Source organism: Rubrobacter aplysinae (assembly GCF_001029505.1).
In the GTDB taxonomy this organism is placed as follows: Bacteria; Actinomycetota; Rubrobacteria; order Rubrobacterales; family Rubrobacteraceae; genus Rubrobacter_A; species Rubrobacter_A aplysinae.
The window spans coordinates 124,067-141,305 of record NZ_LEKH01000004.1; the positions used below are offsets into that span (position 1 = coordinate 124,067).

At 65.9% G+C, this 17,239-nt stretch carries 19 protein-coding genes; 8 read left to right on the plus strand and 11 right to left on the minus strand.

Annotated features, from left to right (window positions below; genetic code table 11):
- Positions 1 to 32 precede the first annotated feature (32 nt).
- From ABD53_RS05880 to ABD53_RS05895, 4 genes are read right to left on the minus strand one after another with little or no spacing between them, the layout of a single operon-like run.
- Positions 33 to 722: an urease accessory protein UreF gene (locus ABD53_RS05880; RefSeq protein WP_047864826.1), complete on the minus strand. Its 690-nt coding sequence runs from the start codon at positions 720 to 722 to the stop codon at positions 33 to 35.
- Positions 722 to 2,428, minus strand: coding sequence for an urease subunit alpha (gene ureC, locus ABD53_RS05885; RefSeq protein WP_047864827.1), 1,707 nt, complete (start codon positions 2,426 to 2,428; stop codon positions 722 to 724). The genes ABD53_RS05880 and ureC overlap by 1 nt, the downstream gene beginning before the upstream one ends.
- Positions 2,428 to 2,802 carry an urease subunit beta gene (locus ABD53_RS05890; protein WP_047864828.1) on the minus strand — a complete coding sequence of 125 codons (375 nt, stop codon included), beginning with the start codon at positions 2,800 to 2,802 and terminating at the stop codon, positions 2,428 to 2,430. The genes ureC and ABD53_RS05890 overlap by 1 nt, the downstream gene beginning before the upstream one ends.
- Positions 2,803 to 2,839: 37 nt before the next feature.
- Positions 2,840 to 3,142, minus strand: coding sequence for an urease subunit gamma (locus ABD53_RS05895; protein ID WP_047864829.1), 303 nt, complete (start codon positions 3,140 to 3,142; stop codon positions 2,840 to 2,842).
- 260 nt (positions 3,143 to 3,402) lie between these two features.
- Here ABD53_RS05895 and ABD53_RS05900 point away from each other — a divergent pair, with 260 nt between their 5' ends.
- Entirely contained in the window at positions 3,403 to 4,404 is a 1,002-nt protein-coding gene (locus tag ABD53_RS05900; protein ID WP_047864830.1) for an aldo/keto reductase family protein, read from the plus strand.
- A 219-nt stretch (positions 4,405 to 4,623) separates the two neighbouring features.
- On the opposite strand, the gene ABD53_RS05905 is transcribed toward ABD53_RS05900, so the two are convergent.
- From ABD53_RS05905 to ABD53_RS05915, 3 genes are all read right to left on the minus strand, one after another.
- Positions 4,624 to 4,836 (minus strand): hypothetical protein, encoded by a 213-nt coding sequence (locus ABD53_RS05905; RefSeq protein WP_047864831.1) that lies wholly within the window; start codon positions 4,834 to 4,836, stop codon positions 4,624 to 4,626.
- A gap of 154 nt (positions 4,837 to 4,990) precedes the next feature.
- The gene (locus tag ABD53_RS05910) at positions 4,991 to 5,854 is read right to left on the minus strand and encodes a metallophosphoesterase family protein (protein ID WP_047864832.1); all 864 of its coding nucleotides are present in this window, start codon (positions 5,852 to 5,854) and stop codon (positions 4,991 to 4,993) included.
- Between the two features lie 71 nt (positions 5,855 to 5,925).
- Positions 5,926 to 6,723, minus strand: coding sequence for an alpha/beta fold hydrolase (locus ABD53_RS05915; protein WP_047864833.1), 798 nt, complete (start codon positions 6,721 to 6,723; stop codon positions 5,926 to 5,928).
- 128 nt (positions 6,724 to 6,851) lie between these two features.
- Here ABD53_RS05915 and ABD53_RS05920 point away from each other — a divergent pair, with 128 nt between their 5' ends.
- Positions 6,852 to 7,724 carry a DMT family transporter gene (locus ABD53_RS05920; RefSeq protein WP_047864834.1) on the plus strand — a complete coding sequence of 291 codons (873 nt, stop codon included), beginning with the start codon at positions 6,852 to 6,854 and terminating at the stop codon, positions 7,722 to 7,724.
- Positions 7,725 to 7,975: 251 nt separating this feature from the next.
- Positions 7,976 to 8,722, plus strand: coding sequence for an iron transporter (locus tag ABD53_RS05925; protein WP_053057738.1), 747 nt, complete (start codon positions 7,976 to 7,978; stop codon positions 8,720 to 8,722).
- A 110-nt stretch (positions 8,723 to 8,832) separates the two neighbouring features.
- Here the strand turns inward: ABD53_RS05925 and ABD53_RS05930 are convergent, their stop codons facing one another.
- The 3 genes from ABD53_RS05930 to ABD53_RS17220 all read right to left on the minus strand — a co-directional run bounded on the left by ABD53_RS05930 (position 8,833) and on the right by ABD53_RS17220 (position 10,826).
- Positions 8,833 to 9,468, minus strand: coding sequence for a YqaA family protein (locus ABD53_RS05930; RefSeq protein ID WP_053057739.1), 636 nt, complete (start codon positions 9,466 to 9,468; stop codon positions 8,833 to 8,835).
- A 125-nt stretch (positions 9,469 to 9,593) separates the two neighbouring features.
- Positions 9,594 to 10,415 (minus strand): ion transporter, encoded by an 822-nt coding sequence (locus ABD53_RS05935; protein WP_047864835.1) that lies wholly within the window; start codon positions 10,413 to 10,415, stop codon positions 9,594 to 9,596.
- Positions 10,416 to 10,622: 207 nt separating this feature from the next.
- The gene (locus tag ABD53_RS17220; protein ID WP_160309636.1) at positions 10,623 to 10,826 is read right to left on the minus strand and encodes a DUF2795 domain-containing protein; all 204 of its coding nucleotides are present in this window, start codon (positions 10,824 to 10,826) and stop codon (positions 10,623 to 10,625) included.
- 183 nt (positions 10,827 to 11,009) lie between these two features.
- On the opposite strand from ABD53_RS17220, the gene ABD53_RS05945 reads away from it, so the two are divergent.
- Positions 11,010 to 11,606, plus strand: a complete 597-nt coding sequence (locus tag ABD53_RS05945) for a cysteine hydrolase family protein (RefSeq protein ID WP_047864837.1) — start codon at positions 11,010 to 11,012, stop codon at positions 11,604 to 11,606.
- A gap of 437 nt (positions 11,607 to 12,043) precedes the next feature.
- Positions 12,044 to 12,748: a TerC family protein gene (locus ABD53_RS05950; RefSeq protein ID WP_047864838.1), complete on the plus strand. Its 705-nt coding sequence runs from the start codon at positions 12,044 to 12,046 to the stop codon at positions 12,746 to 12,748.
- Positions 12,749 to 12,789: 41 nt separating this feature from the next.
- Here the strand turns inward: ABD53_RS05950 and ABD53_RS05955 are convergent, their stop codons facing one another.
- A complete protein-coding gene (locus ABD53_RS05955; protein ID WP_053057740.1) occupies positions 12,790 to 14,139 on the minus strand; it encodes a putative sensor domain DACNV-containing protein in 1,350 nt (449 codons plus the stop codon).
- Positions 14,140 to 14,336: 197 nt separating this feature from the next.
- On the opposite strand from ABD53_RS05955, the gene ABD53_RS05960 reads away from it, so the two are divergent.
- From ABD53_RS05960 to ABD53_RS05970, 3 genes are all read left to right on the plus strand, one after another.
- Positions 14,337 to 15,926, plus strand: a complete 1,590-nt coding sequence (locus ABD53_RS05960) for a lactate racemase domain-containing protein (protein ID WP_047864839.1) — start codon at positions 14,337 to 14,339, stop codon at positions 15,924 to 15,926.
- Between the two features lie 72 nt (positions 15,927 to 15,998).
- Positions 15,999 to 16,307, plus strand: coding sequence for a hypothetical protein (locus ABD53_RS05965; RefSeq protein ID WP_047864840.1), 309 nt, complete (start codon positions 15,999 to 16,001; stop codon positions 16,305 to 16,307).
- A gap of 86 nt (positions 16,308 to 16,393) precedes the next feature.
- Entirely contained in the window at positions 16,394 to 17,191 is a 798-nt protein-coding gene (locus ABD53_RS05970) for an SDR family NAD(P)-dependent oxidoreductase (RefSeq protein WP_047864841.1), read from the plus strand.
- Positions 17,192 to 17,239 lie beyond the last annotated feature (48 nt).

Here is a 17,239-nt window from a genome sequence, read left to right on the forward strand (position 1 = left end):
CCTGAGTGCTGCTTTCTTGCCCTCCCGCGCACTCACGAGACGAACAGCCTTACTCTCTGACGCTCGTGCTGCATCGAGCGCGCGTCCACCAGTGGTGCGAATGTGTACATGTCCTCTACCTCCAGTCGTTCGCTGTCCTGTACCGCTGTCTGTATTTTCCCGCGAAGCTCGAAGAGCACGCGTTGGGCGGCGCCGCCGCCGAGTGGGATCAGCTTCTGTCCCGCGGCGACCAGCGCGGCGGCGCTCGCGTACAGATACGCGTGGAGCGCCTCCTCCACCCCGGTCCCGAGCGCCCGGGCCGCCACCCCGTGGGCCACGGCGAGGCTGCCGGGCGTGCCGCCCTCCCGCGAGAGCCCGGCGAACTCCCGGAGCAACTCATCCTCCACCCCGAGCGCCACGACGCTGGCCGCAAACCTCCGGCCCGTTGCGGCGCTGGCCTGCCGCAGCTCGCGGGTCGGCCTGGTCGCCGCGAGCAGGCGGTCTGCGTGTACCAGCTCCTCCGAAGAGCCCGCCGTGCGGGCGGCCCGCAGCGCGACGCAGTCCGAGGTCGCCATCGGCTCCAGATGCAGGCTCACGGCCCGTGCCAGGTGCTCCTTTCCCTCTAGCTCCCCGGCCGCCTGGAAGGCTTCGAGGCCGAGGGAGTGGGCGAAGGCTCCGGTGGGGAAGGCGGAGTCCGAGATCTGGAGCAGCCCGAGCAGCGCCTGCGGGTTCAGGCTACCCACTAGAAAAGGAAGTACCGCTGGTTCATGGAGATCTCGGAGGCCGGCTCGCAGGTTATGTACTCGCCGTCCACCTGGACCTCGTAGGTCTCCGGGTCCACCTTCACCTCCCCGACGTAGTCGTTGTGGATCATGTCCGACTTGCCAAGGGAACGGGTATTCCGCACCGGGGCGAGGCGCGTGCCCAGCCCGAGCCGCTCTGTGAGGTCGCTCTCCGCCGCCTGCCGGGAGACGAAGGTGAGGCTCGTGGCGTGCTTGACCTTGCCGAAGGAGCCGAACATCGGGCGGGAGAGTACGGGCCCGGGGCTCGGGACTGAGGCGTTCGGGTCTCCGAGCATGGCCTGCGCCACCAGGCCGCCCTTTATGACGTAGGATGGCTTCACGCCGAAGAACGCCGGCTGCCACACCACGAGGTCGGCCATCTTGCCCTCCTCGACGGAGCCCACGTGCTCGGAGATTCCGTGGGTTATGGCCGGGTTTATGGTGCATTTTGCGAGGTAGCGCTTCACGCGGTGGTTGTCTTGGTAGTGGGTGTCCTCGGGTAGGTGGCCGCGCTGGCGCTTCATCTTGTCCGCCGTCTGGAAGGTGCGCTGCCACACCTCGGCCGCCCGGCCCATCGCCTGCGAGTCCGAGGACATCATCGAAAGCGCCCCGATGTCGTGCAGCACGTCCTCGGCGGCGATGGTCTCGGCCCGGATGCGGCTCTCGGCCAGCGCCACGTCCTCAGCGACGTTGGGGTTGAGGCTGTGGACGACCATCACCATCGGCACGTGCTCGTCCACGGTGTCGGTGGTGTAGGGGCGGGTCGGGGAGGTCGAGCTCGGCAGCACGTTCGGCAGCCCGGCGAGCGCCATGATGTCCGGCGCGTGGCCGCCGCCCGCGCCCTCGGTGTGGAAGGTGTGGATGGTACGGCCCTCGAAGGCGGCGGCCGTGTCCCCGACGAAGCCCGCCTCGTTCAGGCTGTCGGTGTGGATCGGGACCTGCATGTCGGTCTCGTCGCCGACGGAGAGGCAGGTGCGGATCGTCTGCGGCGTGGCGGCCCAGTCCTCGTGCAGCTTGAGGCCGCAGGCCCCGGCGGCGACCTGCTCGCGCAGGGCCTCGGGGCGCGAGGAGTTGCCCTTGCCGAAGAAGCCCAGGTTCAGCGGCACCTCGTCGGCGAACTCCAGCATCCGGGACATGTTCCACTCGCCGGGGGTCGTGGTGGCCGCCACGGAGCCCGTTACGGGGCCGGTGCCGCCGCCGAGGCGGGTGGTTATGCCGGAGGCCAGGGCGTGCTCGGCCTGCTGGGGCTCGACGAAGTGGACGTGCGGGTCAACGCCGCCCGCGGTGACGATGGATCCCTCGCCCGCGAGAACGTCGGTGGAGGCCCCGATCTTTATGGTCACGCCCTCCATCGTGTCGGGGTTGCCGGCCTTGCCTATGCCGGCGATGAGGCCGTCCTTTATCCCGACGTCCGCCTTCACTATCCCTGAGTGATCCAGCACGAGCACGCCGGTCAACACCAGGTCCACGGCACCCTCGTCGCGGGTCGCGGTGCCCTGGGCCATGCCGTCGCGGATGGTCTTGCCGCTGCCGAAGACCGCCGCCTCGCCGTACACGGTCTTGTCCTCTTCCACCTCTACGATGAGCTCGGTGTCGGCCAGGCGCACCCTGTCGCCCGTGGTCGGCCCGATCTGTTGGGCGTGCTGCCGCCTGTCTTGCCGGGCCATTAGCCGTCCTCCCTTATGAAGCCCTGTTCCCGGGCGCTCCGCAACGCCGCCTCCTTGACCTGCGGGTCGTCCAGCGGGCCCTCCACGAGGCCGTTGAAGCCGTGTACCACCCGGTTTCCGGCGAAGGCTGCGAGCTCCAGGTCGTGCTCGTCGCCCGGCTCGAAGCGCACGTAGGAGCCCCCATGCAAGTTGAGGTGCATACCGTACGCTTTCTCGCGGTCGAAGGAGAGCGCCTTGTTCGCCTCGAAGAAATGGTAGTGGCTGCCGACCATTACGGGCCGGTCGCCGGTGTTGGTCACGCTCAGGCTCACGGTCTCGCGGTCGGTGTTGAACTCCAGGTAGCCCTCTTTTGGCATGGACTCACCAGGTATCATGCGTATCTCCTCGGGTTATTTGCCGTTTTTGAATGATTCAGGTGATCGGGTTGCGGACGGTTACGAGTTTCGATCCTGTCGGGAAGGTGGCCTCGATCTGGATCTGGCTCACCATCTCCGGAACCCCGTCCATCACGTCCTCGCGCGAAAGGATGTTCGCGCCGAGGCTCATAAGCTCGGATACGCTCTTACCATCGCGCGCGCCTTCTAAGATGTCGGCGGAGATGATCGCCTCCGCCTCCGGGTAGTTCAGCTTCAGTCCCCGCTCCCACCTCTTGCGGGCAACCTCCGCCGCGGTAAAGATCATGAGCTTCTCTTGCTCCCTGGGCGAGAGCTGCATGGCGCCCCTTTCCGGTCCTCGCGCAGCGACCTGCGTAACCTGCATACCATCCGCGTACTATTATCAGAGCGGTAAGTACCCGGGACACCAGCCGGCTAATCCGAAGAATTCAAATAGGAGAGGCCGCGCGAGTCAGAATCCACGTTGATGTATGACCGATGCGTGGATCATGGCGGACCGGGAAAGCTACGGTACGGGTCTGTAACCGGCCCGGATAGGCAAGCGTCGACGATAAAGCCACTCGGAGGAGGGAAGCGGAGATGCGTTATAGGAAATTGGGTTCATCGGATCTGGAGGTCTCGGAGATAGCTCTGGGCTCCTGGCTCACGTACTCGGGCGGTGTGGAGTTCGATCAGACGGAGGCCTGTACGGAGGCGGCCTTCGAGGCCGGCATCAACTTCTTCGACACCGCCAACGTCTACGGCAGGGGCGCGGCCGAGGAGGCGTGGGGCAAGATACTCTCGAAGAGGCCCCGCGACTCCTACGTGCTGGCAACCAAGGTCTGGGGCCAGATGTCCGACGACCCCGCGGAGAAGGGACTTTCAGCGGACCAGATAGGTAAGCAGATAGACGCCTCGCTCAGACGGCTACAGACCGACTACGTGGACCTCTACCAGGCCCACCGCTTCGATACGGGCGTGCCCATAGAGGAGACCATCGAGGCCCTGCAGCAGGTCGTCGAGAGCGGCAAGGCCCGCTACCTGGGCTTCAGCGAGTGGACGCCGGAGCAGATCCAGGCCGCGATAGACATTGCGGGCCCCGACCTCTTCGTCTCGAGCCAGCCCCAGTACTCCATGCTGTGGCAGGCTCCGGAGGCTGAGGTGTTCCCCCTGACCCAGGAGAACGGCCTCTCCCACATAGTGTGGTCGCCGCTCGCCCAGGGTCTTTTGACCGGCAAGTACCGCCCCGGCGAGCCCCTGCCCGCGGACTCCCGGGCGGCCAACGAGTCCATGAACGAGTCCATGAGCGTCGTAATGAGCGACGAGGCCCTACAAGCCGTGCAGAGGTTACTACCGGTAGCAGAGGACGCCGGGCTTACGATGCCCGAGCTCGCGCTGGCGTGGGTGCTGCGCCGGACGGAGCTCGCATCGGCGATCATCGGGGCCTCGCGGCCCGAGCAGGTGCACGCGAACGCGGCGGCTTCCGGGGTCGAGCTATCCCGTTCCACCCTCGACGCCGTAGACGAGGCGCTCGGCGACGCGCCGATGAAGGGCCAGACGCTGGCTCCACTGGCTAAAGAGGGCGTGCTACACAGAGAGTAGCGAGAGAGCCAGGCTAGCTTGAGCTAGCCCGGTATGTAAGTGTATGCAAGCGTATGGAAGCGGCGGCGGCTATCCCGGCTGTCGCCGCTTTTGCGCCGGTAGCTTGATGGGGTGATCCAGCCACGGAGTTGTGAGCTACCTGGTGGAACGTCCACGAGCCCGGTATCGTGCACGAGTTGTTTCTCTATTTCTCGACGCGAGGCTCGTCGTGGCTCGCGGCTACTTCTTCTCGTCACCTAGGATGGAGTAGATCTCGTCTATGAGAGCCTGGCGCTTTTCGGGCGGTAGGTCGCGGGGGTGGATGGTCTGCTTGTCGGACTGGAGGTTCCTCAACTCCGCCTCTTCGGAGAGGTACTGGTCTATCAGCCGTACTATGGCGTCTACCTTCTCGCGGGGTAGACCGTCGCCGCCGCGGGTAAGCCTGCTCCACATCTGTCGCTACCTCCCTCTTGGCCCCTCTTGGCGTGGCCCTCGTCACGGATTATACCAACCCGCGCGCACCGGCCCGCCGGAGAGGCGTACCCCGCTATGACGCAGAGCTCCTAGGCCAGATTGCCCCATGATTTACCAGAGAAGCTCTAAAGCTCTAGACGCGGCCGGAGGCGGAGGCCCTGCGGAAGACCCGTTGCTTTGAGGGCCGGAAGGCTCCGGTCTTCCAGGAGTAGGTCGTGATCCCCATATCTTGCTCCGTGGTCTCTACGAGGTTGAAGCTGGACGGCCTGCCGGCCCTGACGCGGTTGGAGATGGTGCCGGCGGTCGAGATCACGAGCCCGGGCGCCGTCTCCTCCAGGCTTTCCAGGGTGTGGATGGCCTCCTGATGGTCGTGGCCGCACAGCACGAGCTCGGCTCCGAGCTCCGAGAACGAGCGCAGCGCCTCTTTGGTGTTCGCGAGGCCGTGGCGTCCGGTTCTCTCGCCCTTGACCGGGTTGTGGTGGATCATGACGATGCGCGCCGCATCCGGGTCCGCCTTCTCGAAAGCTTTTGCAACCTCCTCGACGTCCCGGCGCTTGACGTGCCCGATGACGCCGAGGTCCCTGAAGCGGCGGGTCAGCGAGCCCCGGCTTATGCCGTGCGCCGTGTTGATCCCGGCTATAACCGCGCCGGGCACCTCCAGTGTCGGGCTGAGGTCCTTCGATATGTAGCGGAAATACCGGGAGTACTTGAACTCGTGGGCCTGGCGTCCGAATAGCCCTAGGTTGCGGGCGACGGCCCCGAGCCACCGGATGTCGTGGTTGCCGGGTATGACCAGCACCGGCGCGATCTCCCGCATCCGCTCCAGATAACTCCGGGCTTGCTCGAACTCCGGGGCCGAGCACCGCTGGGTGAGATCCCCGGAGACGGCTATCGCGTCGGGCGTGAGCCCCCGGACGCTCTCCTCCATGCAGTCTAGCTGCTCGGATACCGAGGGCCTGCCGAAGTGCAGGTCGGAGGTGTGGACTATCCGCGTCACAGAGACCGATTCTAACCGAAGCGCCGCGTCTCCGGTGAGACGAGCGATAACCCTCCTCCGGTTTCCTCCGGTTACGTCTCTTCCAAGAACCCCGAGAGCGCGGCGCTGAACTTCCCGGGGGACTCCAGGTTGGAGAGGTGACCGGCCTCGGAGAGCACGACGTGGCGGGAGTCCGGTATCGCGTCGGCCATGCCGGCCATCGTCTCCGGAGGGGAGAGGGCGTCTTCCTCGCCCCCGACGACGAGGGTGGGCACGCGTATCTCCCCGAGCAGCGGCGTGGAGTCCGGGCGCTCGCGCAGGGCCCCGAGCGCGGCGACCACCCCGTCGGGGGAGCTATCCAGCATCATCTGCTGAACCCGCTCGACGGTCTGTGGGCTCTCGCGGCGGGTGTGCTCCGAGAGCAGCCGCTCGGTGAGCAGGCCCGGTAGTATCCCGACCCCGCTCTCGGCTATGAGTGCGGCGGTCTCGTTGCGGCCCCGGCGGGCCTCCTCGGTGTCCGGGGCGGCGTTGGTGTCGGCGAGGATGAGGCCGGAGATCCGCTCGGGGAAGCCGCGCAGCGCGGCGAAGGCCACGTAGCCGCCCATCGAGATGCCGCCGAGCACGACCCGCTCCAGACCCAGACGGTCGAGCAGCTCCCGCAGGGCCTCGGCGTAGTAGCCCATCTCCGGCACCGCCGGGACCGGCTCGGAGGCGGCCCGGCCGAAGCCCGGGTAGTCCGGCAGGATCACACGCCGCGACTCCGCTAGCGCCTCTAGCTGAGGCTCCCACATCCCGCCGTGCAGCGGGAAAGCGTGCAGCAGGACGAGCGGGTCTTTGGAGCCTCCGTATCCGGTGCCCCCGCCTTCTGGGACGTGTTCCGTATAGGGCATCCGTCTCCCCCCGGTCGGAGCGTTATCCGACATCTTTACCTCCCGTATCTTCCTGCGTTGCTCTTGGTGGATCTTGCTGGTTTCATTCTTCCCCTCTAGGCCCCGATGTACTCTAGAATGCCTGTCCTATGAGGCTACTCTACACGCTGGCGCTCGTCGGGGTAACGATGGTGTGGGGCTGGACGTTCGTGGTGGTGCAGGATGCCATAGCGGTGTACGGCCTGTTCGCGTTTCTGGCGGTGCGCTTCGGGCTCGCGGCGGTTGCGATGTCCCCATTCTTCCGCCGGATGACGCGCCGCACGCTCGCCGTCGGTGGCGGAATCGGGGTGGTGCTCGCGCTCTCGTACCTCTCCCAGACCGCGGGCCTGCTGTATACGACGCCGACCAACGCCGGGCTCATCACCGGCCTGTTCGTCGTGTTCGCTCCTATAATGGACCGCCTCCTCTTCGGGGTACGGATCTCACGCCAGATCGGACTGGCCATAGCCGCGAGCGTCTTGGGCCTCTTGTTTTTGGCGGGCGGGAGCCCGACCGAGGCGCGGCTGGGGGACGCTCTGGTACTCCTGTGCGCCGTCGCGCTCGGCACCCACATAGCACTGCTCTCGCGCTACTCCCGGGAGTTCGACGCCTCGGGGCTCGCGGCGGCGCAGATGCTCTCGGTGGCGGTGATCTTCCTGGTCGCGTGGCCCCTTTTCGAGCCCGTTACCCTGCCACCCGGCGAGGTGGTGTTCGCGCTGCTTTTGACCGGGCTCGTCGCCTCTGCCGGGGCGTATTACATCCAGACCAGCGTGCAGCGTCACATACCGGCGGCCCGCGCGGCCATCGTCCTCACGATGGAGCCGGTGTTCGCCGCCTTCTTCGGCTACTGGCTCGCCGGAGACCGGCTGAACGCCGTGCAACTCGCGGGCGCGGCGCTCGTGCTCTCCGCTCTGGTGGTGGGGGAGATCCTGCCGGTGCTGCGGCGGGAGCGCAAGAAACCTTCGAAATCCTCGAAATCCTAGAAAACCTCTAGAAAGCCTCCAGAAGAAACCTGAGCGATCCCGCTCGCCCGAGATGCTCGCTATCCTGGCGTTTTCCCGCGTGTTTGATCCGGATCACAGACCTGGATCACACCCCGTTTGAATGTCTCCTCTCTTGTCGGTAGCTTGCAAATGGTACTGAGAAGCATGTGCAATAAAAACCACCGGTGCGCACGATGCAGGGGGTAGAGTCCCCGGACTCCGGGGCGCGCCGGAGAGACGGGAGGTAGGTTTTGGCGGAGGCGAGGCTGTTGCGGGCGCCGGTTCTACTGGCGGCGCTTCTTGCGCTCTTGCTCGTGGCGGGTTGCGGGCAGAGCGCGGTCCAGGACACGAGTCAAGAATCGAGCCAGGAGGCAGCTGCGGAGGAGAGCACTACCGGGGCCGGGGAGATGGGTCAGACGAGCGCCGCGAGTGAGGCTGGTGGGACGACCTCCGGAGGTCCGGGGACGATGTCCGGCACCACGGGAGAAAGCACGAGCGCGGAGGGTGACTCGGGGCTATCCGCCGTCACCGGGGCTTACTCGGCGGCCCAGGAGGAGATCGAGGAAGCCGGTGGGGAGAAGGTGGTCGACGGGTACAGGGTCGGCTACATCGTCGAGGACGCGGAGAGCTGGTGGGAAGGCGAGCCGGGTAACCTGCGGTGGCGCGAGCCGGCCCCGGACGAGACCAACCACATAGAGATACTCCCCTACGACCGTGAGAGCGGGCAGTTCGTCCCGTACATGGATGTCAGGTTGACCGTGCTCGACGAGTCGGGCGAGGCTGTGGACCGGCACGATCTCGGCTTCTACTGGTCGACTTTCAAGCACTACTCCAACAACTTCAGCGTCCCCGAGACCGGCACCTACACGCTGCGTGCCGAGCTACAGGCCCCGGACTTCTACGGCCGCCACCAGCTGGAAGGCAAGAGCCGGGAACAGAGCAAGGTATTCACAGAGCCCGTGACCGTGGAGTTCGAAGGTGTCGAGATAGGCGGCTAGCAGAGCGGGGAGAGGGGAGAAAAGAGGAATATAGCCACATAGCCACAGACTCCGCCGGGGTCCGCGACCATCGCGGGGTCCGGCGGAGCTTTATCCGATTTTGGCTGAGTTTAGCCGAGCAGCTTGCCCTTCTTGCCGCTCTCGGTGTCCTGGTTGCGGCGGTGGAGATAGGCGCCGCCGTAGCGGACGGCGACGAAGCCGAGGATGATGAGCGCCAGGAAGCCTATGGTGAGGAGCTCGAAGTACTGGTCGAGGACCCGCTGTATCGTGGGTCCGAAGAAGAAGACCGCGGCCCCGATGGCGAAGAAGCGGAGGCCGCGGCCGATCACGGAGGCCACGACGAAGCGTTTGAAGTTTACCCGGGCGAGGCCGGCGGTGATGGTAAAGACCTTGAACGGGACCGGGGTCATCGCGGCGGCGATAACGGCCCAGGCGTCGTAGCGCCGGTAGAGACCGGAGGCCGCGTCGAGCCTCTCTTGCTTGAAGAGCCGCTCGGCTATCGGGCGGCCGCCCTTGAGGCCGATCAGGTAGCCGAGCATCGCGCCGAGCACCGAGCCCACCGTACAGATTGCGGCGTACCACAGCGCGGACTCGGGCTTTCCGACGGCCATCGCTATGAGGAGCGGGTCCGGCGGTAGCGGGAAGAAGCTCGACTCCCAGAAGGCGAACACGAACAGCGCCGCCAGCGCGTAGGGGGAACCGGCGAAGGAGATCATCCAGTCTACGGCGGCGTGTACGAGCTCCAACTTCTCACTGCTTTCCTGGTGGTTACTCCGGGTCTTTTTAGATCTTGCGAGCTTACGAGCCTCTAAAAGCCTCTACAAGGGCAAGAGTATAAACCACGCCGCGCCCGGCGCTACCGGTGCGGGACCTACCGCCGCTCGTGGCGGTCGAGTATGGCGCGCAGCGCCTCGACCTCGTGCTCTTCGAGCCGGGGCCCCGCTCCGGGCTCCGTGGCATCTCCGAGCTCTCTGGAGTCTGCGGGCCCGGTCTGCCGGGAATCCAGACCGACGAGTACGGAAGAGATGGAGGCGATGAAGTACGAGAAGATCCCGACGGCGTAGAGCATGAGCGAGAAGGCCAGGACGCGGCCGCCGGCGGTAACAGGCTCTATCCCGCTGCCGACCGTGGTCATCGTGGTTGCCGCCCACCACAGGGCGTCTCCGAAGTCCTCGATCCGGCTCCGGGGCGCGCCAGCCTCCAGGATAAAGACCAGCGCCGCCCCTATGAACACCACCAGCGCCGAGATTATGGCGAGCTGCCCGAGCCGGCGGCGCTTGAGGAGCACGAGCGCGGCCCCCGACCCCCGGCCGCCGAAGACCAGCAGCCGGAACACTGGCAGGGCGCGGGTTGCTCGCAGGACCCGCGCCAGCCGCAGGAACTTCAGGAAGGGCACGAGGACGGTAAGCGCGTCGAGCCAGTGGCGGCGCAGGTAGCGGCGCTTGTCCGGGGCGAGGACGAACTTCACGACGAACTCCGTCAGGAACAGCGCCCACAGCGCCCAGCCGAGCACGGCGAGCCGTCCCCGCCACGGCTCCCCGACCTCGCCGCCGAGCTCTATCAGGGCCAGCAATAAGAGCGCCAGGGAGGCGAGCGCGAGCGGCACGTCCGTGTAGCGGTCGAGCCGCTCCCGTAGCTCTTCCCTGTCGGTCCAGACTCCCGGCTCTTCCTCTGTGTCGTTTCCCGTTCTCATGTTTCTCTCCGTTATCCGCCCGCAACTCGCCCGCAACCTGGCGAGAACGGTACACCATGCAAAGGGGCGGAGGCGGTACCGGGGTCGATGCGGAGTACGAAGCCAAACGCTAATCTCCCCCGGTAATCGGCGAGATCTCCGCCGATTACCGGGGGAGAAGAGAACCCTTCAAACCCTTCACAGGGTTTTCAGAGGTTACGGGGGGTGTTACAGGAGGTTGCCAAGGGTCGACTGCAGGTCACCCAGGTTGGAGAACTCCTGCTTGTCCACGCCCTTGATCTGGTCCACTACCTCCTGCGGCGCGCCGTTTTCTTCGGCCTTGGAGGCTACCTCGTCCTTCTGGGCCGGAAAGTTCAGGTCTCCGACGTACTTCTGCAGGTCGTCCGGGTTCAAGTTTCCACCTAGTGCCATGCTCCTACCTTTCCCGAGCTTGCTTAGGGTCTTCCACGTCGGAGCCACGTTACCCGGGGACTTGCCACGACAAACCTCTCCTGGATTTTCCCGTCTCTCCGGCCTACCCCGGGTAGACTCTGGACGGAACAGAAGAAACATAAAGAGACGGAAGAGGGAGCAAGAGAAAGCAGAGGAGGCGCGATGGCCCGCACGCTAGAAGTACCGGAGTACGAGGTACACGCGGGGGTGGATCTCGACCCCGCCCGTACGGCCTTGATAGTCGTGGACATGCAGAACGACTTCGTGAAGGACGGCGGCGCGCTACAGGTGCCCGACGCGGAGGCCACGATACCCCGAATACGGGAGCTACTCGAAAAGGCCCGCGCATCCGGCGCGAGGGTGGTCTTCTCGCAGGACACCCACGACGAGGGCGACCCGGAGTGGGAGATCTGGCCCGAGCACGCCCGCAAGGGCTCCTGGGGCCACCGGATAGTCGAGGAGCTAGCACCGCGCGGCGACGAGACCGTGATCCAGAAGGTCCGCTACGACGCCTTCTACGGCACTCACCTGGACCATTTTCTAAGGCTCTGGGGCGTGGAGTCGCTCGTGATCTGCGGCACCGTCGCCAACATCTGTGTCCACTACACCGCCGCGAGCGCCGCCCTGCGCTGGTACGACGTGGTGATACCCCGGGACGCCACGAGCGCCCTCCACCCGTTCGACCTGGAGACGAGCCTGCGGCAGACCGCTTTCCTGTTCGCCGGCAGGATCACCGAGAGCGCGGGTGTGAGGCTCTAGCGGGGGCGGTGCGGGCGTAGGACAAACACGGAGCGTTGACAGCGGGACGTTACAGGCATATATTCCCGGTCTGTAAGCAGGGGAGTAGCCGCCCGCGATTCTCGAATCGTACTACCGAGTAGCGCGGGAGCGGCCGGTCGTCAATACGGAGTGTGGGGTAGTTCCAGCTCCCGGTCGGTCGCGGGCGAGGGTGTGGCCTTGAGCTCATCAAGGTGCATCCGGCGCGACGGGCGAGACCACGACGTGTCCAGTGCTGGTCGTGGTGAGACGTGGCGAGGTCTGGTGAAATCCCCGGCTGTCATCCGCGGCCTCTCCTCGAAAGGAGTAGGGCCATACTCGGTATCGAATGTATAACGCGTAAGGTGTATGAGACGTGTGAGGCATATCCTGTGCCCCGGTGGGCAGGGGACTCGGCCCCCGGAAGGAGGCTTCGCTAGATGGACTTTCTAAGCGGGGAGCTTCTGGTCCGGTTCCTGGGGATCGTGGCTATAGACTTGATCCTCTCCGGCGATAACGCGGTGGTGATCGCGCTGGCCGTCCGCAATCTGGAGGGCAAAACCCGTAGACGGGCGATCTTCCTCGGCACCTTCGGTGCGGTCGCCTTGAGGCTCCTTTTCGCCGCCGTGGTAACGTTTCTACTCCAGATACCGTTCCTGCAGGTCGCGGGCGGTCTGCTCCTGTTGTGGATAGCCTGGAGGCTCGTGGCCGACAACCACTCCGAGCACGAGGATGTCTCCGCCGGCACGAACATCTGGCAGGCGGTCAGGATAATCATCGTGGCCGATGTGGTGATGTCGCTGGATAACGTGGTCGCGCTGGTCGGGGTCTCGGGCGGGAACCTGTGGTTACTCCTGTTCGGCATCGCGCTAACCATCCCGCTAATAATCTACGGCAGCCAGCTACTCTCTAACCTGATGAACCGTTTCGGCTGGATCGTGTACGCCGGGGCCGGGGTGCTCGTGTTCGTGGCGGTGGAGATGGTCTTCAAGGACCGTGTGATAGCTGGCCTCACCGGCGAGACGCTACACCTGCTGGAACGCCCGATAGCCCTCGTCGCCGCGCTGGCTTTCGTCGCTGCGGTCTGGGTCTGGAGCTCGCGCCGTTCGAGAGGCTCCAAGGGAGGCGCGGACCGCGTTAGCTAGAGCCGGCTTCGTGGAGCCGTCTCTGGCGCGCCAATCCGGATCTACTGCTCCCAGTAGACGACCCGCCCGTCTCTGGAGGAGACGAACTGCACGCCGCCGTCCTGGGAGACGACGATTATGAGGACGCCCGGCAGCGCGCCCGCCAGGCGGTAGGCGGAGCGGTGTCGGGTGCCGCCGTCCTCGGAGGCCTCCTCCCGGAGCTCCGCGCCTTCGAGGTCGAGGGCCTGCCAGACCGTGCGCACCTCGGGCAGGTTGCCGGAGATCTCGGCCCCGAAGCCGAGCAGCTCGTGGTGCTTGTCCATTACCACCGCGCCGTCGGCCGCGGCCAGCCCGGCGATAAGGTGCGCTATCTCGAAGAGGCCCTCGTCCAGGGTGGCTATCTCGCCGTCTGTGGTGGTCTCGAACTCCTCCCAGCGTACGGGTCCGGGGTCTTCGGGCGACTCCAGAGCGTGGATACGGGCCATCCGGTTCATCAGGCCCACGGTGAGGTCCCGGAAGCGGACGGTAGGATCTCCCGCTTCGAACGGGTACTTGACCTCCATGTAGGGGTTCTCCCCGCACAGATCGCCCGTCATGTCCCGGGGGATGAAGATCAGGGTCCCCCCGTGCCGGGACTCCCGGGCCACCGAGATGACGCGCTTTAGCTTGCGCTCAGCTATCCTGCGGTCGAGCTCCGGCTCCAGGGGAGGCCACGCCTCGCCCAGGGACCGGAGCGCCTCCTCCCGCGCCTCCTCGTGCAGCGCGACGAACTCTGCTCTTAGGCCGTGAAACTCGGCCTGCAGCCACTCCGACTCGAAGAGATCCACCTGGGAGCCGGTCAGCCTGCCGGCCTCTAGCTTGCCTACGAGCTCGTGACCCTTGCGGGCCTCTATGCTGCCGGGCGCTATGACGTGGACCGTGGGGACGGGGGGCAGCGCGGCGCCAACCCTTCTACCTCCGTGGGAGTCCCGCATCCAGCGCGGCCCGGTCTGTAGCAGACCCCAGATCCTGAGCCCGTCCTCCTCATCCAGCCTTACCCCGATCATGGACCGGTGGAACTCGGCGGCGACCGAGAGGCGCTTCAGCTCCCGGGCGTTGAACGGCCTCGGGTCCGGGAACTCCAGCCTGTGCAGGCCGTCCGGCGGACCTCCGGACGTGTCGAAAAGCCCAGGGTCGGCGAGGATAGCCCGGAAGGCGACCTCCTGTTCCTCTTCCCGCAGGAGGCTCGCCTGGTAACAGCCCGAGAGCAGCGCCCCGAGCACCGCCTCGTCGAGACCCGGGTGCCCGGGCCCGCAATACACGCCCTCTATCGGGGTCTCTCCCCAGTTCTCCCTTACGAACCGGGTGAGGTCTCCGGGGTATGCGTGCAGCGCTTCCCCGGCGAGCGGCGAGCGGTATTCGTCTATAGACATTCTGCCTCTCTGCCTCCTGCTCGGCTCTCTCCGGTCGCGCCGAGTATAACCCGGCCCGCCGGAGGTTCGGGTGCCACCTCGAGCCGGTTTTGACACCCGTTTGGGGTTCAAATACTATCAATGGGCGACGGCGCGGGCCGTCTCCGGGACGGACGAGCCCCGGCGGATGACGGGGTTTCAAAAGGGAGGTAGCTAGGATGAGCCAAGAGCAAACCGGAGGCGGGCGGATCATAACCCTGGACCGGAATAGCCCGCCGATGATGTTCAACGCGGGGGACGGGTTTCACTACGAGAAGCTCCCGGAAGGGACACGGGTGGTGTATCCGAAAGACCCCGTGCCCCCGCTCGAAGACCCGAACGCCGCCATCGAGCGGGCGCTCCTGGAGCCGCTGGGGATGGAGCCGCTGCACGAGCTCCTCTACCCCGGCATGAAGTTGACCATCGTCTTCGACGACGTGTCCTGTCCGCTGCCGCCGATGAAGCCGCCGGACAACCGTCAGCTCGTCATAGAGAAGGTTCTCGAGAAGGCCTCCGCGAAGGGTGTCGAGGATATAAACCTGATCGCGGCTCTCGGGCTGCACCGGCGCATGACTGAGAAAGAGCTGCGCTGGGCGCTGGGGAAGAAGATCATGTCCGGCTACTACCCCGAACGCCTGTACAACTACGACGCCGAGGACCCGGAAGGCAACACGGTCATCGGGCACACCGAGCGCGGCGAGGAGATCCGCATCAGCCGCCGGGCCGCGGAGAGCGATCTCGTCGTGTACGTGAACATCAACCTCGTAACCATGAACGGCGGCCACAAGTCGGTCCACACCGGCATCTCGCCGTACTCCTCCATCCGGCACCACCACAACGCCGAGACACTGAGCAACGCCCGCTCGCTGATGGACCCGCCGAACTCGGCGCTGCACGGGTCGGTGAACCGGATGGGAGAGATACTGGAGGAGCAGGTCAAGGTCTTCCACATCGAGACGACCCTGAACAACGAGGCCTTTCCGGGAGCGTTCGACTTCCTCTCCAAGCCAGAGCCCGAGTGGGGGCCCATTACGAAGGCGAACTTTCTGGCGAACCACAAGGCGACGCAGCTAATGCCGCGAGCCGCCGCCCGCAAGGTCTTCCAGTCTATCGTCGCCCCGCACGCGATGACCAGCGTGCAGGCCGGGGCCACCGACCCGGTCCACGAGGAGACGATGGGGCACCTGCACCATCAGCAGGTCGTGCGGGTCGAGGGGCAGTCCGACGTGCTGCTGCTCGGCGTGCCCTACGTCGGGCCGTACAACGTGAACTCCATAATGAACCCGATCCTGGTCCACAACTACGTGCTCGGCTACCTGTTCAACCTCTACAAGGGCAAGCCGCTCGTGCGGGAGGGCGGGGTCATCATAGCCACCCACCCCGTGCCGAACGAGTTCGACGACAAGGCCCACCCGAGCTATCGGCTCTTCTTCGAGGAGGTTCTGGCCGAGACGACCGACCCGCACGAGGCTGAGCGGCGCTTCGAGAAGGATTACATATACGACCCCTGGTACAGGACGCTGTACCGCAACGCCTACGCGTACCACGGCTGGCACCCGTTCACGACCTGGCAGTGGGGGACCCACGCCCTGGACCACCTCGGCGGCGTGGTCTTCGTGGGCGGCGATCCCTACACGACCTCGCGCATGGGCTACAAGCGGGCCGACACCATCCGGGAGGCGCTTGCCATGTCCGAGGACAAGGTCGGTAGCTCGCCGAGCATTACCTACATGCACATACCGCCGCTGTTTCTGGCCGAGGTGGTCTGACCGGATTCGCGGCGTGGTTGGGGACGGTTCACAGCGGGTATCCCTGAGTCAGACGAGACCGAGGAGGAACAGGTGAGCGTACGGGATCAGGAACGCAAGGAGCGCCAGGCCATACAGCGGGCGAATCAGGTCGAGCGCAGGATCCGGGAGCGGGAGCGCCAGGCCGACAAGCGTTCTGAGGAGGTCATAAGGAGGATCGAGAAGGGCGACACGACCCCGCGTGAGCTGCCCGGCAAGAGGGAGGACTCCGTCGGATCCATCGGCAACATGGGCTCCATGCAGAGCATGGGCTCTCTGGAGAGCGCGGACTACCTGGAAGTCTCCGAGGGTTCGGAAGTTTCCGAAGGTCCGGAGGATTCGGGAAACTCGGAGGATTCGTAAGAAGCTGCGGGGTCTCGTACCTGGCTCCTGGCCCCTGGGCCGCGACCGGTTGTTTTTAGCGACGTAGACCAATACCCTGCGGGGTCATGCTGTATAGAGGAAAGACGGCGCTCGTTACCGGAGGCTCTTCCGGGATAGGGTTGGAGTTCGCGCGGGCCCTGGCCGGTCGTGGCGCGAGCCTCGTGCTGGTTGCGCGTTCGGAGGAGCGGCTGCGGTGTGCCGCCGCCGGGATCGAGTCCGAGTACGGCGTGGGCGTGGAGACTATGGCCGCCGACCTTTCGGAGAAGGCATCGGTTGTGAGGGTCGGCGACGCCCTGGCGGGCCGGGAGCCCGGCGTGCTCGTGAACAACGCCGGCAACGGGCACTACGGGCGTTTCGTCGAGGGGCCGGGGGCCGAGGAGGTGTGGGACGAGGTCTCGCTGAACGTGGCCTCTGCGGCGGCGCTCACCCGGGCGTTGTTGCCGGGCATGATCCGGCGCGGAGAGGGGGCCGTGATCAACCTCTCCTCCACGGCCGCGTTCCAGCCCGTTCCCTACATGGCGGCCTATGGCGCGGGCAAGGCGTTCATGCTCTCCTTCTCCGAGGCACTCTGGGCCGAGTGCCGGGGGACCGGGGTCCGGGTGATGGCCGTGTGCCCCGGAGCCGTGGAGACCGGGTTCTGGTCGGACTGGGGAGGCAGAGACCCCCGCAGATACAACTACCTGACCGGGATAAGCCGCCCGGAGCAGATCGCCGAGGCCGGTCTCTCGGCCCTCGACTCCGGCAAGGTATCGTTCGTGCCCGGCGTCAGGGACCGGATACTGGCGCGCTCAATAGCCCTCGCGCCCAGGCCTTTCGTCGCCCGCGCCTCGGAGTGGGTGAACCGCCTCAAGCCCGGCCGCTGAGACCCGGCGAGGGCGGGCCGGTTCGTCCCGGAGGCCGCCTGGAGGTTA